General features: G+C 64.3%; 26 protein-coding genes. 15 read left to right on the forward strand and 11 right to left on the reverse strand.

Annotated features, from left to right (window positions below):
* Positions 1–103 precede the first annotated feature (103 nt).
* Positions 104–985 carry a helix-turn-helix domain-containing protein gene (locus HAV21_RS18320; RefSeq protein WP_166842678.1) on the forward strand — a complete coding sequence of 294 codons (882 nt, stop codon included), beginning with the start codon at positions 104–106 and terminating at the stop codon, positions 983–985.
* Positions 986–1,065: 80 nt separating this feature from the next.
* On the forward strand, positions 1,066–1,461 hold the full coding sequence (locus HAV21_RS18325) for a DUF1761 domain-containing protein (protein WP_142937211.1): 396 nt from the start codon (positions 1,066–1,068) through the stop codon (positions 1,459–1,461).
* A gap of 30 nt (positions 1,462–1,491) precedes the next feature.
* Here HAV21_RS18325 and HAV21_RS18330 read toward each other — a convergent pair whose 3' ends face one another.
* Positions 1,492–2,232 (reverse strand): GAF and ANTAR domain-containing protein, encoded by a 741-nt coding sequence (locus HAV21_RS18330; RefSeq protein WP_142937210.1) that lies wholly within the window; start codon positions 2,230–2,232, stop codon positions 1,492–1,494.
* Between the two features lie 141 nt (positions 2,233–2,373).
* On the opposite strand from HAV21_RS18330, the gene HAV21_RS18335 reads away from it, so the two are divergent.
* Positions 2,374–3,150: a sigma-70 family RNA polymerase sigma factor gene (locus HAV21_RS18335; protein ID WP_166842679.1), complete on the forward strand. Its 777-nt coding sequence runs from the start codon at positions 2,374–2,376 to the stop codon at positions 3,148–3,150.
* Between the two features lie 42 nt (positions 3,151–3,192).
* On the opposite strand, the gene HAV21_RS18340 is transcribed toward HAV21_RS18335, so the two are convergent.
* Entirely contained in the window at positions 3,193–4,155 is a 963-nt protein-coding gene (locus HAV21_RS18340) for a glycosyltransferase family 9 protein (protein ID WP_166842680.1), read from the reverse strand.
* Between the two features lie 86 nt (positions 4,156–4,241).
* Between HAV21_RS18340 and HAV21_RS18345 the strand changes: the two genes are divergently transcribed.
* From HAV21_RS18345 to HAV21_RS18375, 7 genes are read left to right on the forward strand one after another with little or no spacing between them, the layout of a single operon-like run.
* A complete protein-coding gene (locus HAV21_RS18345; RefSeq protein ID WP_166842681.1) occupies positions 4,242–4,868 on the forward strand; it encodes an HAD-IIIA family hydrolase in 627 nt (208 codons plus the stop codon).
* Positions 4,865–5,953 carry a glycosyltransferase family 9 protein gene (locus tag HAV21_RS18350; RefSeq protein WP_166842682.1) on the forward strand — a complete coding sequence of 363 codons (1,089 nt, stop codon included), beginning with the start codon at positions 4,865–4,867 and terminating at the stop codon, positions 5,951–5,953. Before HAV21_RS18345 ends, HAV21_RS18350 begins: the two co-directional genes overlap by 4 nt.
* On the forward strand, positions 5,950–6,963 hold the full coding sequence (locus HAV21_RS18355) for a glycosyltransferase (protein ID WP_166842683.1): 1,014 nt from the start codon (positions 5,950–5,952) through the stop codon (positions 6,961–6,963). Before HAV21_RS18350 ends, HAV21_RS18355 begins: the two co-directional genes overlap by 4 nt.
* Complete coding sequence (locus HAV21_RS18360; RefSeq protein WP_166842684.1) at positions 6,960–8,228, forward strand: glycosyltransferase; 1,269 nt, start codon at positions 6,960–6,962, stop codon at positions 8,226–8,228. Before HAV21_RS18355 ends, HAV21_RS18360 begins: the two co-directional genes overlap by 4 nt.
* A gap of 14 nt (positions 8,229–8,242) precedes the next feature.
* Positions 8,243–8,929, forward strand: a complete 687-nt coding sequence (locus HAV21_RS18365; protein ID WP_166842705.1) for an SIS domain-containing protein — start codon at positions 8,243–8,245, stop codon at positions 8,927–8,929.
* Positions 8,926–10,353, forward strand: coding sequence for a PfkB family carbohydrate kinase (locus HAV21_RS18370; protein WP_166842685.1), 1,428 nt, complete (start codon positions 8,926–8,928; stop codon positions 10,351–10,353). The genes HAV21_RS18365 and HAV21_RS18370 overlap by 4 nt, the downstream gene beginning before the upstream one ends.
* Positions 10,354–10,381: 28 nt before the next feature.
* On the forward strand, positions 10,382–11,077 hold the full coding sequence (locus tag HAV21_RS18375) for an SDR family oxidoreductase (RefSeq protein WP_011772894.1): 696 nt from the start codon (positions 10,382–10,384) through the stop codon (positions 11,075–11,077).
* On the opposite strand, the gene HAV21_RS18380 is transcribed toward HAV21_RS18375, so the two are convergent.
* Positions 11,043–12,218, reverse strand: coding sequence for a glycosyltransferase family 9 protein (locus HAV21_RS18380; protein WP_166842686.1), 1,176 nt, complete (start codon positions 12,216–12,218; stop codon positions 11,043–11,045). The genes HAV21_RS18375 and HAV21_RS18380 overlap by 35 nt on opposite strands.
* 159 nt (positions 12,219–12,377) lie before the next feature.
* Between HAV21_RS18380 and rfaE2 the strand changes: the two genes are divergently transcribed.
* Positions 12,378–13,955 carry a D-glycero-beta-D-manno-heptose 1-phosphate adenylyltransferase gene (gene rfaE2, locus HAV21_RS18385; RefSeq protein ID WP_166842687.1) on the forward strand — a complete coding sequence of 526 codons (1,578 nt, stop codon included), beginning with the start codon at positions 12,378–12,380 and terminating at the stop codon, positions 13,953–13,955.
* Positions 13,956–13,968: 13 nt separating this feature from the next.
* Positions 13,969–15,003 (forward strand): NAD-dependent epimerase/dehydratase family protein, encoded by a 1,035-nt coding sequence (locus tag HAV21_RS18390; RefSeq protein ID WP_166842688.1) that lies wholly within the window; start codon positions 13,969–13,971, stop codon positions 15,001–15,003.
* Between the two features lie 2 nt (positions 15,004–15,005).
* On the opposite strand, the gene HAV21_RS18395 is transcribed toward HAV21_RS18390, so the two are convergent.
* Positions 15,006–16,088, reverse strand: a complete 1,083-nt coding sequence (locus HAV21_RS18395; RefSeq protein ID WP_243753372.1) for an aromatic acid exporter family protein — start codon at positions 16,086–16,088, stop codon at positions 15,006–15,008.
* Positions 16,089–16,271: 183 nt separating this feature from the next.
* On the opposite strand from HAV21_RS18395, the gene HAV21_RS18400 reads away from it, so the two are divergent.
* From HAV21_RS18400 to HAV21_RS18410, 3 genes are read left to right on the forward strand one after another with little or no spacing between them, the layout of a single operon-like run.
* Entirely contained in the window at positions 16,272–17,213 is a 942-nt protein-coding gene (locus HAV21_RS18400; RefSeq protein WP_208097091.1) for a hypothetical protein, read from the forward strand.
* Positions 17,210–17,641: a phage holin family protein gene (locus HAV21_RS18405; protein ID WP_166842689.1), complete on the forward strand. Its 432-nt coding sequence runs from the start codon at positions 17,210–17,212 to the stop codon at positions 17,639–17,641. Before HAV21_RS18400 ends, HAV21_RS18405 begins: the two co-directional genes overlap by 4 nt.
* Positions 17,638–18,234, forward strand: a complete 597-nt coding sequence (locus tag HAV21_RS18410) for a DUF3618 domain-containing protein (protein ID WP_142937199.1) — start codon at positions 17,638–17,640, stop codon at positions 18,232–18,234. Before HAV21_RS18405 ends, HAV21_RS18410 begins: the two co-directional genes overlap by 4 nt.
* A gap of 79 nt (positions 18,235–18,313) precedes the next feature.
* Here HAV21_RS18410 and HAV21_RS18415 read toward each other — a convergent pair whose 3' ends face one another.
* The 7 genes from HAV21_RS18415 to HAV21_RS18445 all read right to left on the reverse strand — a co-directional run bounded on the left by HAV21_RS18415 (position 18,314) and on the right by HAV21_RS18445 (position 23,307).
* Positions 18,314–18,790 carry a phage tail protein gene (locus HAV21_RS18415; RefSeq protein ID WP_142937198.1) on the reverse strand — a complete coding sequence of 159 codons (477 nt, stop codon included), beginning with the start codon at positions 18,788–18,790 and terminating at the stop codon, positions 18,314–18,316.
* Between the two features lie 16 nt (positions 18,791–18,806).
* Positions 18,807–19,406 (reverse strand): hypothetical protein, encoded by a 600-nt coding sequence (locus tag HAV21_RS18420; protein ID WP_142937197.1) that lies wholly within the window; start codon positions 19,404–19,406, stop codon positions 18,807–18,809.
* 71 nt (positions 19,407–19,477) lie between these two features.
* Entirely contained in the window at positions 19,478–20,113 is a 636-nt protein-coding gene (locus HAV21_RS18425; RefSeq protein ID WP_166842690.1) for a hypothetical protein, read from the reverse strand.
* Positions 20,100–20,735 carry an RDD family protein gene (locus HAV21_RS18430; RefSeq protein ID WP_166842691.1) on the reverse strand — a complete coding sequence of 212 codons (636 nt, stop codon included), beginning with the start codon at positions 20,733–20,735 and terminating at the stop codon, positions 20,100–20,102. The genes HAV21_RS18425 and HAV21_RS18430 overlap by 14 nt, the downstream gene beginning before the upstream one ends.
* Positions 20,736–20,809: 74 nt before the next feature.
* Positions 20,810–21,616 (reverse strand): hypothetical protein, encoded by an 807-nt coding sequence (locus HAV21_RS18435; protein WP_166842692.1) that lies wholly within the window; start codon positions 21,614–21,616, stop codon positions 20,810–20,812.
* Positions 21,613–22,593, reverse strand: coding sequence for a hypothetical protein (locus HAV21_RS18440; protein ID WP_166842693.1), 981 nt, complete (start codon positions 22,591–22,593; stop codon positions 21,613–21,615). Before HAV21_RS18440 ends, HAV21_RS18435 begins: the two co-directional genes overlap by 4 nt.
* A 222-nt stretch (positions 22,594–22,815) precedes the next feature.
* Entirely contained in the window at positions 22,816–23,307 is a 492-nt protein-coding gene (locus HAV21_RS18445) for an inorganic diphosphatase (RefSeq protein WP_039239147.1), read from the reverse strand.
* Between the last annotated feature and the right edge of the window lie 140 nt (positions 23,308–23,447).

Consider the following 23,447-nt stretch of genomic DNA (forward strand, 5'->3'; position numbering starts at 1 on the left):
CCGCTGTGGCCAACACACCTCCGGTTCGCAACCCTCACCGCTGAGCGGCGGGGGTTGCGAACAAAGGCGGGCTCCGAGGCGTTGAGCTGCCTAGACTGGGCCTGTGTTCTATGAAGAGTGCCCACCATCTCCCGGGCTCCAGCCGTTCGTCACCGGGCTGTGGTTTCTCCGCGCTGAGCCGCAGGCAAGGTACGAGAAGATCCTCCCCGGGCCGTTTGCGCACCTGATCCTGAACCTCTCCGACCCTTACAGGCTCATCAGCCCGCCGGAAACCGGCATTGCCGCCAACGCCCAGGAAGCCGGCACAGGCACCACCCGGACGGAAGCCGGCTCAACTGAAGTGTCCACGGGTTTCTACGCGGGCCTTCAACGCAGCTACCTGATCAGCGAGAACCCTGCCCAGCTCTTCAACGTTGGTGCCCGCCTGACCCCCTACGGCCTGGCAGCGTTCACCAGCCAACCGCCGTCGGTGTTTCAGAACCGTGTGGTGGACGCCGAGACTGTATTCCCGGGTTTTTCGGAACTACGCACGCACCTCACCGACGCGGAACCCGAGCAGGCGTTTGCGGCCCTGAGCACCTTCCTCCACCAACGGCTAAGGCCCAGCTACCGGGCGGATCCCAGGGTGGAGAAAGCTACAGAAATCCTGGCGCAGGAGGACGTAGCGATCGGCGTGCTGGCCAAGGATCTGGGTGTCAGCCCGTCCACGCTGGAGCGGATCATGATGCGGGACTGCGGAGCCACGGCAAAAGCGTATTCGGATGTATGCCGCTTCAACAGGATGGTAAACCAAGCGGCGGCCCTGCCGAAGGGCTCGGTGCCGGGCCGCGAGCTTCTTCATTTGGCGGACTACTACGATCAGCCGCATCTGATCCGGTCCTTCAGGCGCTTCAGTGGGTACACGCCAACGGAGTACCTGCAGGTGGTGCAGAGCTATGGTGCGGAGTACGCCACGTTCGTCCCGCTGGAGGAAGTCACCAGCTAGCCTGCGGTTTTTTTACAAGACCCCGCGGGCTGAAGCACTTACTGTCATCTCAGGATCTACCCGCTCTTGAGAGGATACCGATGGACCTTCAGATCAATTGGCTCGCCGTGCTGTTGGCTGCGCTGGCGACGTTCGTGGTAGGTGGGCTTTGGTACTCGCTGCTGTTCGCCAAGCCATGGCAAAAGGCGGCCGGTGTCAGCGATGAGCAGCTGAAGTCCGGAACGGTTCGCGTCTTTGTGGGCTCGTTCCTTCTTGCCGTGGTGATGGCTGTTTTCCTGGCCGCGTTCATTGGCCGTGGTGGGCTCGCATTCGGAACCTTCGCCGGCCTGGCCGCTGGACTGGGATGGGTAGCAACAGCGCTCGGCGTGAACTACCTGTTCGAACGCCGAAGCCTGACTCTGTTCGCTATCAATGCCAGCTACAACGTAGTCACGTTCACGGCCATGGGCGCCATCATAGGCGCGATGCAGGGCTAGGAGCTGGGGTGGCGCCTCAAAGCAGCAGCGTTACTTGAAGTATGTCTGAACGGTCCCGCCGCCCGCCGATTCAACAATGGCCTGCGCGACTACCCGGAGCTTGACGTTCCGGTTGCTGGAGGCTTTCTTGATGAGTTCAATCGCTTCCTCCTGGGTACAGCGGTTCTGCGCGATGATGATCCCTGTTGCCACGTCGATCACGGTACGGGATTCCATGGCTGCCCGGAGGTTGTTGGCTGTCTGGCTGTGCTCGGCGATCAGGACAGCCAGGCGCAGGCCCTTGGACGCCTGCTGCACGTAGTCGTTGGCGCGCTGCACGGCGGCTTGGTCGAAGGCGTTGGGGTATTCGGAGTAGAGGTTGAGGCCAGCCCTTGCAGTGTCATCACTGAGGGGGAATGGCACTGCCAAGACGGACCGGATGCCGTGTTCAGTGACGATCTTGTTGTACTCCGGCCAGGTGTTGTCTTTGGCGAAATCAGGTATGTGCACTTGGGTGATTTCACGGCAGGCACGCAAGCACGGCCCGTCGTCGAAGTTGTACTGCAGTTCATCCAGCATCCGGGCGCGCTCACCGCTGCTGGCCACCGTCCCGGCTGAGCGGTGCCGCATAAGCGTGATGCCGCAGTAGACCTCGTTTCCGGGGGTGCTGAACATGCCAGCCGAGTGTCTGGCCAGCTCCTCAAGGAACGCTTCAACGTCAGGGGTATCGAGCAGCAGGTCTTGGATATCGGCCACGACTGTAGTCGGCTCGGCGAGCTGAGGTTCTTCCATGCGGAACTCCAATCCCTGATTTGGCTACCTTTCGAGACTAACCCCGAGAACCCGTTGAAAGCTAATAGTAAGTGTGCTTCTCTTTTTAAGGAGTCTTGCCGTGGGCTCACCCTAACCAGCAGGTCCGAGGATTGAAGCCCCATGCGACAGATCCCACCCTTTGGCGTCCCCACACGTCCCCCCACCCAAGCGCCGGAAGGCAGAATCCGCCAGAGCTTTCAGGACAGCCTGGTCCTGGACCACCTCAATCTGGCAAAGTCCATAGCCGCCAAATATTCCGCCCACACTCACGACCTCGACGACGTCAGGCAGGTTGCGTACATGGGCCTCATCAAGGCGGCGCGCGGCTATGACGAGGCAAAAGGGGGCAGTTTTCCCGCTTACGCCGCACCTACCATCGCGGGTGAAGTCAAACGCTACCTCCGCGACCATTGCTGGGTGGTCCGCCCACCACGGATCATCCAGGATGTCCGGCGCCAAGTGCTGGCCCGGACGGAGGAATTGACCCAAACACTCCAACGCACCCCCTCTCCGGAGGAGGTGGCCGAAGATTTGCAGTTGGAGCCGTGCCAGGCCCGCGAAGCACTCATGGCCGGCACCAGCAAGCGTCCGGATTCCCTCGATGTGCCCGCGTCCGAGGGGCGTGATGGTCTCCAAGGATCGCTTTCAGCGTTCGGCTGCCCCACGGATCGGCTGGAGGACGTGCTGGCTCTCCGCAACGCCATCCGCGGCCTGAGCGCTGAGGACCGGCACTTGCTGTACCGACGCTATTACCGGGAGGAAACGCAGTCCACCATCGCGGAGGGGTTGGGAATGTCGCAGATGCAGGTGTCGCGCAAGCTCTCCAAAATCCTGGTGTCCCTCCAAACACAACTGTTGGACGAAGAAGCCCAACTGCAGGACGGGACGGCGCCCTAGAAGCCTGGAATGACAACCCGGGTTACCGCCGGAAGCGGGTCTCTAACAGCGCAGCCTCTCCACTGCGTCCACAACGTCGCGGACACTGACGGCCAAAAGCGCCGGATCGGGATCCGCTGAAAACACATCACCGCGGCGGAGTTCGACGGCGGTCAGCACCACGTGCGGTCCGGGCGGCGGCCCCCACTCTTCGGCGGGCGCCGGGCCGAACAGCACTACCGAGGGGCGCTCATACGCGGACGCGAGATGCGCCGCGCCGGTATCTGCTGAGATCACGAGGCGGGCTTCGGCGATGGTGGCCGCGAATTCTGCGAGACCTTGCCGACCGGCCAGCAATCCGTCGTCGAGATCTACTCCTTTGAGTTTGGCCAACGCTGCGGTCTCCTCAGCGCGCCCGCGCTCGGACGTGCCTCCTGTGAGAACTACCTCGTGCCCGCCCGCGGCAAGTTCCACGGCAACCTCAGCGAACCGCTCCACCGGCCACAGCCTGCTGCCATAGGCCGCCCCCACATGCACCACAGTGGCGCCGGGACGCGGCGACGAAACCGCGGGACGGTTCAGCCGATAGTCCAGGGGATCGGCGTCGATACCGTGCCAGTTGAGCAGCCTCGTCCAGCGCTCGCGCTCCGGTATGCCGGTGATCCATTCAGGTCCTTCAGTGCCGTGTGAAGCATGCGAAACCACCCGGGTGGCTTGGAGTTCGTCAATCCGCAAACGGCTTTCAGCGCCGTTTCCGTGCAGGTTCACGGCGATGTCCACAGCGCCCCGGGGAACTGTCAGGGGGTCATCGAGCCCTGGGGTTGGCAGGTGGTGAATGCCGCCCACCAACTCCAAAGCCTCGGCAATCCATGCAGGCGCGGCGTACAAGATCCGGTGCTCGGGGAACGCCCGGCGCAAGCCCCGCAGTGCCGGGACGGCAACCAGTAGGTCCCCCAACTTCAGGGCACGCAAGGCAAGCAGCACCGGCTGATGGTTGTTCTCGTCACTGTCCAAAACTGTGTCCAAGGAGGCCTCCCGCTAGGAGTCTAGCTGCAGGAAACTTCTCGGGGCCGCATTGTTTAGCGCCGGGAGAACCGGGGAACGTTGCGGGTATGGGAGGAACCGTAACGTTGAAGGCGGTCCTGTTTGACCGCGACGGAACACTGGTTGTTGACGTGCCATACAACGGCGATCCGCAGCTGGTGCGACCCATGGATGGTGCCCGTGAAGCATTGCAAAAAGTACGCCAGGCAGGGCTGGCCACGGGAGTGGTAACCAACCAGTCGGGCGTGGCGCGTGGGCTGTTGACCGTGGAGCAGATGCACTCCGTCAACCACCGGGTGGATCAGTTACTGGGACCGTTCGACGTGTGGGAGTTCTGTCCACACGGATCAGAGGACGGTTGCGCCTGCCGCAAGCCCCGGCCGGGAATGATCCTGGACGCCTGCCACAACCTGGGTATCAGCCCGGAGGAGGCGGCCTTCGTTGGCGACATTGGTGCTGACATGGAGGCGGCTGCTGCTGCGGGTGTCAAGGCTGTGTTGGTGCCAACGGAAGTCACGCGGCGCGAAGAGATCGAGGCGGCCCACCGTGTTGCGGAGGACCTGGGCCATGCGGTGGAGCTCCTGCTGACGGAGGCACCGGACCGGACTCTGGACGGAACTCCGGACCGGACTCTGGACGGAAATCCGGACCGGACTATAGCCCGGACCTTGGACGAGCAGGATGCCCCTGTATGAGCCGCGTCCTGGTAGCCCGGCTGGACAGTATGGGCGATGTCCTCCTTTCCGGACCCGCCCTGCGGGCCGTGGCGAACGGAAGCCGCCCCGATGGCAGCCGACCCAATGACGTGGTTCTGCTCTGCGGTCCCGAAGGATCGAGCGCAGCGGAGCTACTGCCAGGAGTCACGCAAGTGCACACGTGGGCGTGCCCGTGGATTGTGAATCCCGCGCCGCCTGTCACGGATGAGATGACCCGGGGCTTGATCGGGTTTGTCCGCAGTTCGCGGATTCAGGAAGCGGTCATTCTTACCTCCTTCCACCAGTCCCCGCTTCCGCTGGCGATGCTCCTTCGCCTGGCCGGCGTCAAAAAAATCACGGGTGCATCAACGGACTACGCGGGCTCGCTCCTGGATGTCCGGCTCAAACCTGGCGAGGATTTCCCGGAGGATCAACCGGAAGCGATCCGGGCGCTCACCATCGCGGAGGCCGGCGGGTATGTGCTGCCCAACGGAGATGATGGGAAGCTTCGCATCACCACCGGCGAGGACCCTGAAGGTGTGGCTGATGAGCTGGCTGATGAGGGCCGGTACATTGTGGTTCATCCGGGATCTGCCGCACCGGCAAGGGCATGGCCCGCACTTCACCACGCAGCAGCTGTGGAACTCCTGGAGGCGTACGGGCACCGGGTGGTGGTGACAGGAGGCCCGGACGAAACTTCGCTCACGGCAACGGTGGCCGGCCCCGCCGCCCGGAACCTCGGCGGTGGAACCAAGCTCCGGACGCTCGCAGCGGTACTGGCGGGAGCCGCCGTCGTAGTCACCGGCAATACCGGTCCCGCCCATCTGGCGGCAGCGGTGGGAACGCCGGTAGTGTGCCTGTTCGCCCCGGTGGTTCCAGCCATCCGATGGGCACCGTACGGCGTCCCGCTGGAACTGCTGGGCGACCAGGAGGCGCCCTGCAAGAACTCCCGTGCCCGTGTTTGCCCTGTCGCCGGGCATCCCTGCTTGAGCTCAGTGACCCCGGAACAGGTTGTGGAAGCTGTTGAACGGCTCCTGGGAGGCGTGTCATCGCTGTCCACCCGACGAAAGGTGTGGAAGCCATGAGGATCCTGGTGTGGCACGTCCACGGCGGGTGGATGGAGGCATTCGTCCGCGGCCGGCATGAGTACCTGCTGCCGAAAACGTCCGACGGCGGCGCGTGGGGTTTGGGGCGAGGCGGCCGTCAGTGGCCTGCCCCCGCGCAGGAAGTGGACTTGGAAACCCTGGACCCTGGCAGTGTGGACGCTGTTGTCCTTCAGCGGCCGGAAGAAATCGCAGCAGTTGCCCGAACCCTTGGCCGCAGCCCCGGCGTTGACCTCGCGGCCGTGTACCTGGAACACAACACCCCCAAGGGCGACGTCCCATTCACGCTGCACCCGTTGGCGGACCAGGGCGCCATTCCAGTGGTCCACGTGACCCATTTCAATCAACTCTTTTGGGACACGGGAACGGCAACCACCACGGTGATTGAGCACGGCATCCCGGACCCCGGACACCTGTACACGGGGGAGCAGGAAGAGATGGGCGTGGTGGTTAACGAGCCTGTCCGGCGTGGGCGGGTCACGGGAACGGACCTGCTCCCGGGCTTTTCCGGTGTGGGGCCGCTGCGGGTCTTCGGCATGGGGACAGAGGCCCTGCCCGAAGCACTGAACCTCAAGGGATTCGGCCTCAGCGAGGAAAGGCTACGCATCGCCGGTGACGTCCCCGCCCCGAAACTCCACCAGGAACTTGCCCGCTGCCGCCTGTACCTTCATCCCCTGCGCTGGACCTCGCTCGGGTTGGCGCTGCTGGAAGCCATGCACCTTGGCATGCCCGTCCTGGCACTAGCCACCACCGAGGCGAGCCGCGCCATTCCGCGCGGTGCAGGCTTGGTTTCCAACGACGTCGGCGATCTCCAGAGGTTCGCCCGGCGGCTGCTGGATGACCCCGACGACGCCTACGCCATGGGCATGGTGGCCCGCGAGGCCGCGCTGCAACGCTATGGGCTGGACACGTTTCTTGGCGCCTGGGACCGACTCCTGGCTGACCTCCCCCAAGGTGCCCGCCGCCACCACACAGAGAGGACGCACCCATGAAAATCTCCATGGTCTCCGAACACGCCAGTCCGTTGGCCGCCTTGGGAGGCGTTGACGCCGGAGGGCAAAACGTCCACGTGGCGGCGTTGTCTTCAGCGCTGGCAGACCGCGGCCATCAGGTCACGGTGTACACGCGGCGCGATGACCCCGATCTACCTGCAAAGGTGCAGGTTGGGCCGGGACTCAGCGTTGTTCACGTGGATGCCGGTCCGGCCCGGCGCATTCCCAAAGACGATCTCCTGCCGTACATGGGAGAGCTGGCAGACGGGATCTGCGTAGACTGGGCCGGCCACCTGCCGGACGTGCTGCATGCTCACTTCTGGATGTCCGGACTCGCTGCCATCCAAGCGTCCCGCCGGGCACAAGCAGCGGATCCCGTGCCAGTGGTGCAGACTTTCCATGCCCTCGGATCGGTGAAACGCCGCCACCAAGGGGCCGCGGACACCAGCCCGCCGGCCCGGGAATGGCTGGAACCGTGGGTAGGACGCACCGCGGACTGGGTCATCGCCACGTGCCCCGATGAGGTCTTCGAACTCAAGGCCCTTGGCATCAGCCGGTCCAAAATTTCAGTCGCACCCTGCGGTGTGGATCTCACGTTGTTCCCGGGAACGTCCGACGCCGAAACCAAGTCCCGCACGCATCGCATCCTCAGCGTGGGACGCCTGGTGCAACGCAAAGGCGTGGACTTGATCATCCAATCCCTGCCGCTGCTGGCAGAGGCGGGCTTCAACGACGTGGAACTGCTGATTGTGGGCGGTTCCGGTGACGCCCTGACGCTTGAAGAAGACCCGGAAGCCCAGCGCCTCCATACCTTGGCGAAGGAACTTGGCGTCGAGGACAAAGTGAGCATGCGTGGCCAGGTCCCGCGGGATGCGATGCCCGGAATTTTCCGCAGCGCCGACGCCGTGGTCTGTGCTCCTTGGTATGAGCCGTTCGGCATCGTGCCCCTTGAAGCCATGGCTTGCGGCGTGCCTGTGGTGGCAGCAGCTGTGGGCGGGCTGCGGGAAACCGTGGTGGATCAGAAGACCGGACTGCATGTCCCGCCCCGTGACCCCGAAGCCTTGGCCGAGGCGCTGGGAAAGCTGCTGGCAGATCCTGATCTTCGCGCCGACATGGGCCGTGCCGGTGCTCGGCGGGCCCGTTACCGCTACTCCTGGGAACGCATCGCCGCAGACACCGAGAAAGCCTACCGATCCGTTCTGGCGGCAGGACTGTCCCGGCAAGCCGGCGAACGCTTGGAACCATTGGAAGGAACGGCACTGTGACTATCAAAGGCCTTATGGCCCAAGAATCCACCCTCCCGTCGGCACTCCCGGATAACGTGCCTGCCCGGTGGTCCCCGGACGCCAGCAATTCCAACCACATCGCCGAGGTCACCAAACACCTGGACAACGTCCTGCCCGCTCTGGAATCCCTGCGCTCGCAGTCGGGACGCTTATCCGAGTGGGGCACCGAACTCGCCAAGAGGCTGCTATCCGGGCAACGGTTGCTGGCGGCTGGCAACGGCGGTTCAGCTGCTGAGGCGCAACACCTCACCGCCGAGCTGGTGGGCCGGTTCGACGAGGAGCGCGCGCCCTTTTCCGCGATCTCGCTCCACGCAGAGTCCTCCGCCGTCACTGCACTCTCCAACGACTACGGCTTTGAGGAAGTCTTCGCCCGCCAAGTCAGGGCCCACGGCCGCGCCGGGGATGTTCTTATCCTGCTCTCCACCAGCGGCCGCAGCCCCAATCTTCTCAAGGCAGTGCGGGCCGCCAAAGAACGCGGCATCTCTACGTGGTCGCTGACTGGCGCCGGTCCCAACCCTCTTGCCGATGCCAGCGATCAGGCCATCACCGTGGACGCTATTGCCGCGAATGCCCAGGAAGGACACCTCATCGCTATCCATGCCGTGTGCCGGGCCTTTGATGCCGAGGTAGCCCGACGGGCCGGCTCGGCATTGAAATCCTTCGGAGGGCGGCAGCCTTGAGGATCACCGTGGTTGGGGATGTCCTCCTCGACGTCGACATCAACGGGACCGCCACGCGGCTCAGCCCCGACGCGCCGGTGCCGGTGGTGGACGTGGCCGACATCCGGCGTCGTGCAGGTGGCGCGGGTCTGGTGGCTACCGTGCTCGCGCGCGACGGCCACGACGTCGCGCTGGTCACCGCGTTGGGGAACGACGACGGCGCCAGCCACCTCAGGCGAGCACTGACCGGCGTGTCTGTGCTCGCCGGAGCCCCGCTCGCCCCGACGCCCACCAAGACGCGCGTGAGGATCGGGACGCATCCGATGGTCCGGTTCGACGAAGGATGCGCGCCGGTTCCCGTCCCGGCCTGTACGGAAGAAATGCTCCATGCCATTGCCTCGGCGGATGCCATTGTGGTGTCCGACTACGGCCGAGGAATCGCCGCCAGCGCCGAGATTCGTTCCGCCCTCATAGATACTGCCAAGCGCGTCCCTGTGGTGTGGGACCCGCATCCTGCCGGTTCCCAACCCGTGGAGGGGGTCGCCGTCGTGACGCCCAACCTTGCCGAAGCGTTGACCTCTGCCAAAGCGGGAGGCTTGGACCCGTCCCCTACCGGTGCCGAAGAAGCTGGCCAACACCTGCTCCAAAAGTGGGGAAGCGGCGCCGTTCTGGTGACCAAGGGTGCAGGCGGGGCGTTCCTGCTCTCCGCCGATGGCGCGGCGCAGGGCTTCCCCGCACCCAGGACCACTGTCAGTGATCCTTGCGGGGCCGGCGACCGACTCGCCGCGAGCCTCGCCGTGTACTTGGGGCTCGGGCTCGGCCTCGCGCAGGCTGCCACCAAGGCAGTGGAGGATGCGTCGGCATTCCTGGCAGCGGGCGGAGCGGCATCGCTGGCGGTGGTGACCGAAGCGGCGGCGTCAACTTCCGGGAACCCGGCGAGTCCCGTCGTCGAACTTAAGAGTCTTGAAGTGGTGGACCCCGGTGACCTGCATCCGGACGGCGTCCAACTGGCCCGGGCCGTGCGGAGCAGAGGAGGCACGGTGGTGGCCACTGGCGGGTGCTTCGACCTCCTCCACGCCGGCCACGCCCGGACGCTGGCTGCCGCGCGCAGCATGGGCGATTGCCTCATCGTGTGCCTGAATTCCGATGAATCGGTCCGGCGGCTCAAGGGCGCACACCGGCCAATCGTCAGCGTCGAAGACCGGGCGGAGTTGCTGCTGGCACTCGAATGCGTTGACGCCGTGGTGGTCTTCGGCGAGGACACCCCCGAAGCCTGCCTCAGCGAAATCCGGCCCGATATCTGGGTCAAGGGTGGCGACTACACGCCCGAAGAATTGCCGGAAGCCCGCCTGGTGGCGGACTGGGGAGGGCGCTGCGTGACAGTGCCCTTCCACCCGGCACGCTCCACCAGCGGCTTGGCTGCAGCGCTTGCCAAGGTCAGCTGACCAATCACCCATCACCGAGAGGAACCGCATGAACACGCAAACACCCGGCCGCGTCATCGTCACTGGAGGCGGCTCCGGACTTGGCGCTGCGATCGTGGAAGCCATCCGCGACGCCGGCGGCACACCCTTCGTCTTCGACCGCGACGTCAGCAACGTCTCCGGCGCCAAAGCCTTGGAAGTGGACGTCTCCAACCGCGAAGCAGTGGAAGCTGCCGTCAAAGAGGCCGCCGAAACCCTGGGCGGCCTGGACGGGGTGGTCACTGCCGCAGGCATTGATCGCTGTGGCAAGTTGGGCGACGTTCCGGCAGAGGAGTGGGAGAAGGTCATCGGAGTGAACCTCCTAGGCACCGTGTCCGTCATCCGGGCGGCTTTGCCGTACCTCAAGGGATCCCGGGGCCGGGCCATCACCATCGCCTCCACACTCGGGCTCCGGGCGCTGCCTGATGCCACGGCATACTGCGCCTCCAAGTTCGGAGTGATCGGCTTCAGTCGGGCCTTGGCCGCAGAAACAGGGGGAGTCATCGGCGTCACCACCATCATCCCTGGCGGCATGAAAACGCACTTCTTCGATGACCGCGACGAACAATACAAACCGCAGGACGATTCCAAGCTCAACGATCCCGCCAACGTGGCGCAGGCCGTGGTGTTCGCCCTCTCCCAGCCGTTCGGCAGCGAGGTCCGCGAACTCCTTATTTGCCCCGCAGAAGAAGGCTCGTGGCCCTAAGGTCCAGGACGTCCTGAACAACGTCGGCCACGGCGATGCCCCTGATAAGGGTGTCGTCGTGGCCGCAATGCGGTGCCGTCCAACCAACTTGGGTGACGTCCGAGCCACAACGCGGGCAGCGCGTCACCCAGGACATGTGGACGCGATGCAGGCTCCGACCGCGCGGACCGGCGTTTAGGGCGTTGCCTACCCAGAAGATTCCTACCGTAGGCGTCCCCAACGCCTGCGCCAGGTGCCGCGGACCGCTGTCGCTGGCGAGCATCACCGTGGCGTCCGCCAAGAGCGCAGCCAAGTCTCCAATGTCCAATTCGCCAGCCACGGAGCGCACGGCGTTGCTGTCCACCTCAGTGAGACTCCGGACCGCCGATTCCGCCACTTCCTGCGCCAAGGCCTTCTCTGAGCGGTCACCCACTATCAACACCTGCGCCCCTTCGGCTGCTGCTGCGGCCACTGCTTCAGCGAAGTACGACGCCGGCCATCGCCTTCGCGGATCGGTGGCACCCGGGTGGACCACCACCAAAGACCTCCGTTGAGGGTCCCTGAATCCCGCGATGTTCCTTTGATGTTCCGGTAGCGGGCGAAGGGGAGGAGCGATGATCGGCGGAGCTCCGGCCAAACCTGCGAGCTCCAGCCAGCGGTCCGGTTCGTTCTGGTAGTAGACGTAGTCCAGATTCCGCTCCAACCGATCCGCGTCCTTGGTGCGCGTGCCCACTGTGTGGCGCGCACCAAGGCGGAGCAGGAAAGGGTTGGAGAAGCGTCCGCCGCCATGCATCTGGAACGCAACATCAAACTCCTTGGCCCGCATCGCCTCTACAAAGGCCTCCTGCGCCGCAATATCCTCCGCATCGTCCTCAAAGCGCTCGCCGTTCCGTGGACCGTCGTGGACGCCGCGCGCCACGGGCAACATCTGGACGTCGTCAACGGGACCTTCCGTTGCGGCCACCACTGCCGCGTGGATGGGTGTGCCCAAGAGCGTGATGGTGGCGGCGGGGTATGCGTTCTTCAACGCAGAGAGGGCGGGATAGGTGTAGATCAGGTCACCCAAACCACCGCCCCTGAGGATCGCAATTCGCTTGACGTCATTGAACTTTTCCAGGATTGGACCCACGCCGGGGCTCGGAGTCGTCAGCGGTTTCTCCATGGAGTGATTCCTTTCGCTGGCTGTGCTTCGGGCTGGTTCTTCCGTAGCTCCGGGGCCGTAGTGATTCCGGGCGGAAACTCCCGGGCTCAGCGTGTGAAGCCCGCGCCGCGGGGTACCTGAGGGGAACAGGAAACTGTGAGCCCAATCGGAAGGTACCCCATGGCACGCCTATCCAATCAAGAAGGCCTGGCCAATCAAGAAGGCTTGGCTGACTGGTTGCCGGGTCGCTTGGCCGAGGAACGTCCTGTTGTGACGGTCATCGGAGACTCCATTCTGGATGGCTGGTGGGATGGAACCATAGACCGATTCTGCCGCGAAGCCCCGGCCCCTGTGGTCCAGGTCCAGCGCCGCGATTTCGCCCCGGGAGGTGCCGCCAATACGGCAATGAACCTCGCCGCGATGGGGGCGGACGTTCGCTTTGTTTCACTGGTGGGAGAGGACCCCGGAGGCCACACGCTCCTGGAGCGGCTCAGCTCGGCGAGAGTGGACGTATCGCGCGTCGTCGCCCATGCAGGCATGACAACTACCACCAAATTCCGGGTGAGCAGCGGCGGGCAGGTGATGCTGCGCCTGGACGATGCCTCCAAGGAGCTCCCCGCTGATGGCCTCCGCCAAATGGCCGCTGCTGTCCCGGAAGCCCTCCGCGGCTCATCAGCCGTGGTTCTCTGCGACTACGGAGCCGGGGCTTTGGACGGTGCGGTGCGGGACGCAATTTTCGATCACCTGGGTCCCCGAAACGACGGCCCGGATTCCAATGAAGCAGGCTCTGCCAATGCCCGGCAGGACACGCTGCTGGTAGTGGACGCCCACCATCCAGGACGATGGGCCGGGCTCAAGCCGGACCTCGCCACCCCGAATGCGCAGGAGGCCGCCGGGCTGCTGGGGACCGAGTTTCCCGGAGGCGCTGCCAGGTGTCCCTTTGTGGAAGCCCACGCGGACCAGCTCCTGCGCGCCTCAGGTGCGGCCGCCGTCGTCGTGACTTTGGACCGCGAGGGAACCTTGACGATCCGGCGTAACGACACCTTGCAAAAGCCGGCTACCCACCGGACCTGGGCGCGGCCGCAGGCGGAGAAACAAGCTTCGGGTGCCGGCGATACGTTCGTGGCGGCGTTGACTATCGCCCGGGCCGCGGGAATGCCGCTGACCAGTAGCGTGAACCTGGCTCAAGCGGCCGCCGATGTGGTGGTCCACCGGCCAGGTACCTCCGTTTGCACCACCGTCGAACTGGCAAAGCACCTGCGGGGATTCGCCGATACAGCACTGACGGACGCCGATTTGGCCCGTCAGGTGGACGAGCACCGCCGGCAGGGAAAACGGATTGTGCTGACCAACGGCTGCTTCGATGTACTCCACCGCGGCCACACCCGGTACCTCAACCAGGCCAAGCAACTGGGTGACGTGCTGGTGGTGGCGCTGAACAGCGATTCCTCCGTGCGGAAACTCAAGGGCCCGGACAGGCCGGTCAACCATGAAGCGGACCGGGCGGCAGTCATTGCGGCACTCAGCTGCGTGGACCATGTCACGGTCTTTGATACCCCCACGCCCATACCGCTCATAGATCTCCTGCGGCCGGATGTCTATGCCAAAGGCGGCGACTACACACCGGAGATGCTCCAGGAAACCGAGGCGGTGGAACGCTACGGAGGCACGGTGACCATCCTGGACTACGTGCCCGAACACTCCACCACAGCGGTCCTGGAACGCATCCGTTCCACGGGCGAAGCCCCGCAGACCTGAGGAAGAAGCAGACATGCGTATTGTGATCATCGGTGCAACAGGACACGGCGGTACTGAACTGCTGAAACGGCTCCAGAGGGCACGTTCTGAAGAGGGCGCGGACTTGGAGCTGGTGGGTGTGGTCCGGCGGCAACCTGATCAGGACGCCGCCCCGTATCGCGGAGTCGAGTGGCACACCCTGGACATCAGTGCCGCTGAGGATCAACCCGCCCTGGAAGCAGCGTTGGCAGGGGCCGATGCACTGGTTCATCTGGCGTGGCTGATCCAGCCGAACCACAACCGGGAGATGCTCCGCCGGACCAATGTAGCCGGGACAGCCCACGTGTTGGCCGCCGCCCGCAAGGCCGGAGTGGGACACGTGGTGTGCGCATCATCGGTGGGAGCCTACTCCCCTGCCCCCAAGGACCAACGAACCACGGAAGACTGGCCTGCCGGCGGGATCCGCAGCTCGCACTACAGCGTGGACAAGGCGGCGCAGGAGAGGCTCCTGGATGGTTTTGCCAAGGAAAACCCCGGCATTGTGGTGGCACGGCTCCGCCCGGCGCTGATGTTTAGTGCCGGTGCGGGGAGCGAGGTTGGCCGCTACTTCCTGGGACGGTTTCTGCCCCGGCTGGTTCCGCGTAAGCCTTGGTTGCCGTTCCTCGCCGTCCCCAAAGAGATGGTGTTCCAGGCAGTCCACACGGCAGACGTCGCCGATGCCTACTGGCGAGTGGTGGAGCGCAAAGCGCAAGGCGCATTCAACATTGCCGCCGAGCCAGTCATCGACCCCAACGCCTTGGCGTGGATTATGAACGCCCGGCGGGTGATGCCGTTCCCGCTGCCGGTGCTCCGCGCCGTCGTCGAGGTCAGTTGGCGACTCCGCCTGCAGGTGACCGACGGCGGCTGGGTGGACATGGCGGCCAACGCACCAATCATGGACACCGCCCGGGCGCACGCTCTTCTGGGTTGGTCGCCCACGCATTCTGCGCTGGAGTCACTGACAGAAATGCTGGATGGACTCGGCGCAGGAAAGGGGCGGGAGGCGTCTCCTCCGCTGAGGCCGCGGTAGCCCTATTCGGCAGACAGCACCACGGTCAGGATCCGGCGCAGGCTCATGGCCACGGACGCCGGCGCGTTGACGGGGGATTGGTCAGCGGCGGCCTCGGCCACGGCGTCGCTGAGTAAGCCGATGCTGTCCTTCGCTTGCGCCAGACGGTTGGCCAACTCACCGTTTTCGGCGTCGCGCCAGTGATCGACCACCGCCGCCACGGACTCCAAAGCTTCCGAAAGGGGGCCCACGACGGCATCCGGGATGACCGTCCCTGCCCCCTCCTCCCAGATGGCGCTGGCGAGGACGTCGGTGATGTCCTGGACGTGGAAGGTAAGGCGTTCCAGGGTGCGCAGACCGGCGAGGTCGCTGGGCAGGCGGGTTGCACGACGGCGGGACCTGGGGTTCGCTTTGGCGCTCAGTTCAGCTTGATGCACCGCCGTCCGGACGCCGGCTGCCGTGAGTGAAAGTTCGTCGCTGCGGCTTGCCCAGGCCTCATGGTTTGGTGGCCAGGACTCTTCCATGGCCCGGGCCATGTCCTTGAGCTGGCGGGACAACGCGCCTTGGTGCCCCGCGATGGCGGGATCGATGTCATCCAGGTGAAGGGGCGGAAATATGAGCCAGTTCACCGCGAATCCAACGCTGACGCCCAGGGCCATCTGGAGGACATAGGCGAACGAGAATCCCTCCGCATTTGAATCACCCAGCACCAGCACGAACAGTGCGGCCATGGGAATCCACTCGGAAGCCGTGCCAAGCCGGGGAAGGCCGCCGATGAGAACGCCGAGTCCCACCACCACCGCGACGGCAAGGGCAGTAGGGGCGGCCACGGTGGTGATGGCGAAGGCCATGCCGATGCCCAGCACCAACCCTGCCAGGCTCTGTAGGCCATGTTTGGCGGAGTCGGCCACTGTGGGGTGCATGCTCACCAGGGCGCCCAGTGGTGCGTAGTACGGATATTCGGCGGCCGGTCCGGGCATAAACGGTGCGAGGTACCAGGCCAGTCCGGCTGCAACAGCCGTTTTGGCGGCAAACAAGAGGCGGTGGCGGGTCACGGTTTTTCGTAGCGCGGGAATCAGCCGTCGCCTATTGGGCAATTGGCTCATCAAACCAACGTTGACAGGTCTGTCCTCCCGTGTCGAGCGAATAGTGGCGAAAGTGGGTCACGGCATCTTTTGCAGATTCAGGCGATTAGAACCGGGTCAAGCGGGTACACACCCATTGATAGTAACGATACTTACTATCCCGGCTGCTGTCCGCAGCCTGCCAACTGTGGAAAGAGAGCGATAATGACTGAGAGCAAATCGCCGCAGGACGGAAGCTTCGCGGCGCCAACCACCGGTGCCCATGTAGGCACCGAACCGTTCACGGGAAATTACTTGGACTCGGCCGATGGTGAGACCCAAACTGCAGGAACCACGGGAATCAGTGGAACCCCTACGGGCTCAGGTTCCGCCAGCTCAGGCAAGGTGGATACTGCCAAGGAAGAAGCTGCGGGAGTCGCAGGCGCCGTAAGTGAGGCTGCCGGCGGAGTCGTGGACACCGCCAAGACCGAGGCCGGTCACGTGGCTCACGAAGTCAAGGTCAACGCCCGCCAACTGCTGACGCAGACCAAGGGTGAGCTGGCCGATCAGGCTCAGGCCCAGCAGCAGCGTGTTGCAGAAGGCTTGCGGTCCATCTCCGACGAACTTTCCACCATGGCCAACTCGACTGAAAACGGTGGCGTAGCAACCGATCTGGTCCAGCAGGCGGCGCAGCGATCCTCCTCGATTGCCCAGTGGCTGGAAGGTAGAGATCCAGGATCGCTGCTGGATGAAGTCAAGGGCTTCGCACGTCGCAAGCCGGGAGCCTTCCTCATGATCGCTGCGGGTGCGGGCATCCTTGCCGGCCGCCTGGGCCGGGGCATGGCAGGCAACGCCTCCGATGCGGCCTCCACAAGCGGCGTGCCAGCCACCACGGAGACGCCTCGCGCCGCGTACTACCCCACCCAGGGCTACCCCACCCAGGGGGGTGCGGTGAGTCCGCCGGCGGTGGACCTCCCCGGACCGACGGCCACCACCGCCGGATACGGTTCGGCCACCACCACCGGCTACGACGCGGGAACCACCGGTGGCTACGACGGGTCCACGCTCCCTTACCCGGAGACCGAGGCTGGCGGCGTTAAGGCCCAAGGCGACCCGCTGGCAGGACCGCTTCACCCCGATGACCCCCAGTATGGAGGTCACCGATGAGCAGTTCCGCCGATCTACCTCCCACAGAAGCGCACATGAAGGCGGAGACCCTTCCCCTGGGTGAGCTCCTGAGCGACCTGACGCGTGATGTTTCAACGTTGATGCGTCAGGAAGTGGAGCTGGCCAAGGCGGAACTCAAGGAGTCCGCCACCAAGGCAGGCAAGGGCGCAGGGATGCTGGGTGGGGCTGCATACGCCGGCCACATCACCGTGCTGTTCCTGTCCATTGCCCTCTGGTGGGCTTTGGGCCAGCTTGTTGGCCTCGGGTGGTCCGCCGTAATCGTCGCGGTCATCTGGGGAATCGTCGCAGCCGTTTTGGCTGCCAAGGGCCGCAAGGAACTCAACGCCATCAAAGGCATGCCCCAGACCGCTGAGACGGTCAAAGAAATACCCCCCGCATTGAAACCGAACACTGAGGAGACACGATGACGCAGAACCCCGACGCCCTGCGCGCCGATATCGAAGAAACTCGCCGGCGGCTCAGTACCAACGTTGACGCCGTGGCTGACAAGGTCACGCCGTCGCACATCGTCAACCGCCGGGTGGACAAGATCAAAACCGCTGTGTTCGGCGCCCGCGATGACGTCAGTGATGCTGCCGGGAACGCTGCACACCGAGCCGGGGACGCTGTTTCCGGTGTGGCCAGCAATGTTTCCGGTGCAGTCTCGGACATCGGGGACGCCCCGCAGGTCATCACCCGCAAGGCACAGGGCAGCCCGATCGCGGCCGGCCTGATCGCTTTCGGCGCGGGCTTGCTGGTGTCCTCCCTGTTCCCGGCTTCGGAAAAGGAACGCGAAGCTGCCCAAGCGGTCAAGGACGCAGCTCAGCCCCTCACCGATGAGTTGAGTCACGCGGCCCAGGAAGTTGCCGAGCACCTGCGCGAGCCAGCACAGGATGCCATGCAGAACGTCAAGGACAGCGCCACGGAAGCCGCGGCCAACGTCAAGGACGAAGGCCAGGCAGCTGCCGCTGACGTGCAGGACCGCGCCGGCACCGCCAAGGACAACATCAGCAACCAGTAACTTCCCGCGCTGACCCAACTGAGTCGCAGCAGAGCGCGTTTTGAGCCCTCAAAACGCGCTTAACTGCGACTCAGTTGGGTTATGCAGGGGTGGGTGGGTACTCACCCTTGATGACAAAGTAGGAACCCCGGATAGTCCCGGCAAGCTTTGACTTCTGCCGGGCAAACTTGAACTTCGCTTCCAACTCGGCAGGGACCTCCATCCCGTCGGCCAGCTTGAAACCAACCGCCCTTTTCCCGTCTTCAAGGCTGTACATCACGTTGATGGCCAGGCCTGATTCGTAAAAGACGTAGGCCATATGAAGGTCTTCAACCTGGAACGCAGTGGCTTCCAGGGGGCGGGACTCAATGACCAGGTCGCGTTCTTCGCGAAGGATCCGGCTGACGCGGTCCACCACGTCCGGAACCTCATTTGCCGGGCTCACCTCAAATACGTGGTTGTACTTATTGTGGAAGTAGCGGGCCTCATTGGCGCGCAACCCAGCTGCAGCCTCGGCTACCGGCGACGATTCCAAGCCGACTGTGGATACAGTCTTGAAATCAACGGTGTACGGCATGGGCCCTCCTGGTCAGTCAGCGAACTTCGAGAATCATCTGCAACAAACGGGCCGCTGCGGGACGGGCGGCGTGTTCCTCTGCCCACTGTGCCCGCGCCAGCGCCTTGCTGACTGCTTGAGTGGTGATGCCGAGCTCCTGGGCAACGGCTCGCTGTTGACCCCGGACACCCGGGGTGAGCAGATCCAACACCCGCCACTCCGCTGCACTCCGGTGCTGCACTATGTGCCCCAGGAGTCGCAGCACGGCTTCAGCCTCTGAAGCGAGGGCGGCAAGGGGGCCGTCCACTGCCACGGGAACACGTTCTTTGCCGTTGCGAAGACGGTCCACCGCCCTGCGGGCGTAAACGAGGCCATGTCCGGAGGCGTCTTTGACCAGGTTGGGCAAGGGCTCGTTAATGGGCCCCACCCCGATACCCACGTACCACTGGCCCGTACGGAGCGCGATCAGGGCCGTCTCCACGGCTTGATGGCTGCACTCCACGATGCCTTGGACCTCGTCTTCAACCGAGCGGTCAAAGTCGAGCCGCGCAGGAATGTGCCGCAGGTCCTTGAGCAATTGCGGCACAAGATCGCCGTCGTGGCGACTGTCGCGTTGGTTGATGGTGAGAGTGAACATAGTGGATCACATGCTACCGGCTGGTAGTCGGTCTGCAAGGGCCAAATTTGCCCACTGGTGAGTCAAACCGGTCAGTCAAGCGCCGTTTGTCCCGTCAGTACGACGGCGGGCAGCGCACCTGCCGCCGCCCGCGCGGCGTCGGGTATTCCGGCGTCCTGCATGGCCCCTTGGATGGCTAGGACCAAAGGGGCGGGGTGGTTGTTGGAGGCAAAGACCCAGAAGGTGTCGCGGGCCCGGAAAACCACCGCAAACTGGCCTCCGGCGCCCAGAGAAACCTTGCTGCGTGCCACGAGTCTGTGATCTGGGTCGGTGCCATCGGTGGTGGTGACAGCTTTGATGCTGCCGGGCACCACGTCATTCCAGCGGAGCACCAAAGTGGTGTGTTTCTGCGAGAACTTGGCCACCACCCCGGCATCAAACACCAAGAGTTTGCGGAAGCTCCCCAGGAAGGTCATGGTCCACAGCAGCAGGCCGGTCAGGATGCTCGTCAACGCAAAGAAGGCGGGATCGTTAAAGTGTCCGGCCTCCCGAGTGGAGCGGATGGGACTGATGAACTCAGCAACCGTTCCGAAGACGAAACCCACAACAAGGCAGGGGATTAGGACCTTCCAGAAGATCTTGCGCGAGGAGGCTACATAGCGGAGCCGCCCCAGTTCAGGGCCGAGCCTGCGCTCAACCCGGCGAACCAGCCAGTTACGGCCGTGCATCCGGGCGCTGGCCGTAGAGGTTGGGCAGGTTCTGCCGCTCTGCGGCGGCCGCCTGCTCTGCCGCCGCTACCTTGGGGTCCGGGATGGGCTGCTGGCCTTGCGCGATTCCCGAGCGCCGGTCCATGGCTGCAAACTTCGGGTCCCAGGTGTCATCTCCGCCGCCGCTGATGGCGGAGGCAATGAGCATCACCACGAAGAACGGGAAGAAAGACCAGCAGATGGCGCGCCAACCGCCCAACCAGGCTCCCGCCGTCGTGCCGTTCTTGATACGCACAGAGCGCATACCGGCTGCGGCGTCGCCTACGCTGCCCACGGATCCCCAGATCATGCCGTATATGAAAAGCCCAACAAACCACAGGACCACGTAGAGCGTCAGCCACAAACCGTCGTTGTATCCCAAGGCCGAGCCGCTGTTCATCATGGCCTCCCGGATCACTACGGCGATCACGGCCAGGACCGCGTAGCCCACCAGGAACACCACGGCATCCAACACACGGCCCCAGAAGTGCGCAGTGCCGCTGGCCTTAACGAAGTACGCGCCGGTGTCCGTGTGGCGGCGGACAGGGCGTCCGGTCAGCGAATCCACCAAGCCGGTGGAAGTTGAGGGTTTAGGAGTGCTCATGAGGGGCTTTCAGCTCGACGGCGGGATGCGGCTTTGGGCGGCACGTTCTGGAGCGGAACGTCAGGACCGGAACGTCAGGCCATCCCGGCCAGTCCGCCCAGGACGCGGGCCAAGGAAGGGGCGGAAGTTTCCTGCAACTCGAAGGTCACGGCTCCGCCCTGCTCCGGCAGATCGGATTCCGGCGCGCCCTCCACACGAGGAGTCAGCACGTGGACGCCCGACGGGCCGGTATACACAGTGACGGTGGGGAAATCGTTGGTGTCGGAGTTGAATGCCACCACGTTGCTTGCGGCTTGGGTGTCAGCCAAGGCTGTGGCTGCGTGGGCCTCGAACTGGGCCTCGGTGTAGAGGGCAGGGTCCGTGTCGTGCGCGGCAGCCTTTTCCGGGTCCACGAATTCCGCCAGGCGCGGTACCAGTTGTTCGCGGGTGATCACCGTGAAGCCGTGCAGTCCGCTCTCGTCCACTTCCTCCAGCAGTACGCCGTCGTCGTGGAGGTAGCTGTAGAGCCAACGCTTGCCGGTGGAGACGGTGCGCTCCACGGATACGATGCTGCTTCCGCTGCGGCGGAGGGTGAGTGCGCCCGTGATTTCCTCGGTGGCGTGCAGTCGCGAGGGTTCAGTTTCGCCCTCGAAGACCACCGGGTACACGATCTCCTTGGCCAGCAGGCCGCGCAGGGCAATAGCGCACATGAGCTCCTTGCTGGCGTCCTGGGCCGAAAGCCACGGCAGGGCCACCAGCTGTTCGTGCTGAACGCCGTCCAGTGCCACAATCTCTTCATCGGTCAGTGTGGGCAATGGCGCTCCGATCGCACTGGCCGAAGCCAGGACCTTCGCTGCGGCCTCAATGTCCCGCTGGGTCCATTTCATGGTGCTGGTGGTCATCCGAATATCCCTCCGACAAAGTTTCCGACTGACTTGGCGGCGTCACTGACCCCGTCTGCCACCTTACTGCCTACGTCCTTCGCGAAGCCCGCCACCTCCTTGGCGCCGTCGGCAATGTAGCTGCCGGGGTTGCGGGCGAAGTTGCTGATGGAGTCCCAGTTGTCGGCCACGAGGTTGCCCAGAGCCCAGGCGCCGGCAACGATTCCGGCACCAATGACGATCGGCGCACCGATCGGGCCCAGCAGGGCTGCGCCACCGGCCGTCATGAGCATGATGCTGCCAACGCCACCCACGACGGACAGGCCGCCGGCCACGCGGTCGCCGGTGCCGCGCCAGCCGTCGTGCTGGGGGTTGATCATGTCGCTGATGCCGCCAACGATGTTCAGCGGTGCCGCCAGCGCTCCGGCTATCCGGAGGCCTTTGGAGAACTTGCTGGCGTCCTGGAATGCCTGGCTGTAGGGGATGCTGGCCCTGGCGTCGTTGAGGACGTCGGTGACTTTCTCACCGTTGCGCAGCGCGGTCATGGCGTCCCGGATGACGGTCCCGCCTGCCCGCCAGTTGGTCAGGACTTCGCGGGTCTTCACCCATTCGGCGTTGCCAAGCTTGAGGTATTTGTACGCCGTCCACAGCGGGGCGGCCAGTCCTTTGACGCCCATTGCTGTGTCATAGACGTCCTTGAGAACACCCACCGAGGTGCCGGAGCCGTCATTGTGGCTGGCGAATTCCTGCTGGTTGGCGTGCTTCTTCAGCTGGCTCGCGTTCTCACGGAGCATGTTGGCGGCCTTGACCAGGCTCTGCCGGTGCTGGGAGTTCCAATCACCCTTGAACACGGTGGCATCGCGGCCTTGCCATGCCGTGGTGGAGTTGATCGCGTTGGACAACTGTGTGCTTTGCAGGCTGATGGCGTCGGCAGCTTTGCCCATCACGCCTGCCAGACTGCGAAGCTGCGCTATGTCCGCGCCATAGAACCCAGCCATGTGGAACCCCCTGTAAACAAGCATCGAAAAGTCTCGTCCCAGCCTAAAGGGACCTGCGAGCTGCCGCGATGGGGAGACATGCCCATGTGCATAAAAAAGAACGACGGCGGCCGGTGCGGTTCGCAGGAACCGCACCAACCGCCGTCGGGACCCAACTGAGTCGCATTAATGCGCGTTTTGACCGCTCAAAACGCGCTTAACTGCGACTCGGTTGGGGAAGAATCAGTGTCCGGCAGCCGGGACGTAGCGTTTGATGGAAGCTTCCAGCTCGGCTTCGGCAGCGGCACGGTCGCCCCAGCCTTCAGCCTTGACCCACTTGCCCGGCTCAAGGTCCTTGTAGCGGGTGAAGAAGTGCTCGATTTCCTTGATCAGGAATTCGCTGACGTCGCTGACTTCCTGGATGTGGTCGAAACGTGCGTCCACGGGAACGCAGAGGACCTTGGCATCTCCGCCGCCGTCGTCGGTCATGTTGAACACGCCGATGGGGCGGGACTCAACAATGACGCCCGGGTGGAGATCGAAGTCCTGCAGGAGCACCAATGCGTCCAACGGGTCGCCGTCTTCGCCCAGGGTGTTCTCGAAGAAACCGTAGTGCGTGGGGTACTGCATGGAGGTGAACAGGACGCGGTCCAGGCGGACACGGCCGGTTTCGTGGTCAACTTCGTACTTGACGCGCGATCCCTTGGGGATCTCGATGGTCACGTCGTGCTTCATGGAATGCTCCTTGACGGGTGTGGGTGGGGCGCGGCAGGCAAAAGCACGGCCGGCGCCGCCGACTACTATTGAGGATATAGCGAGAGGCCCGGGTTTCTTGAACCGGCGGGGACATTTCAGGACTGACAGGACCAAGCAAC

It is taken from the genome of Paenarthrobacter sp. MSM-2-10-13 (assembly GCF_011605365.1).
Taxonomy (GTDB): domain Bacteria; phylum Actinomycetota; class Actinomycetes; order Actinomycetales; family Micrococcaceae; genus Arthrobacter.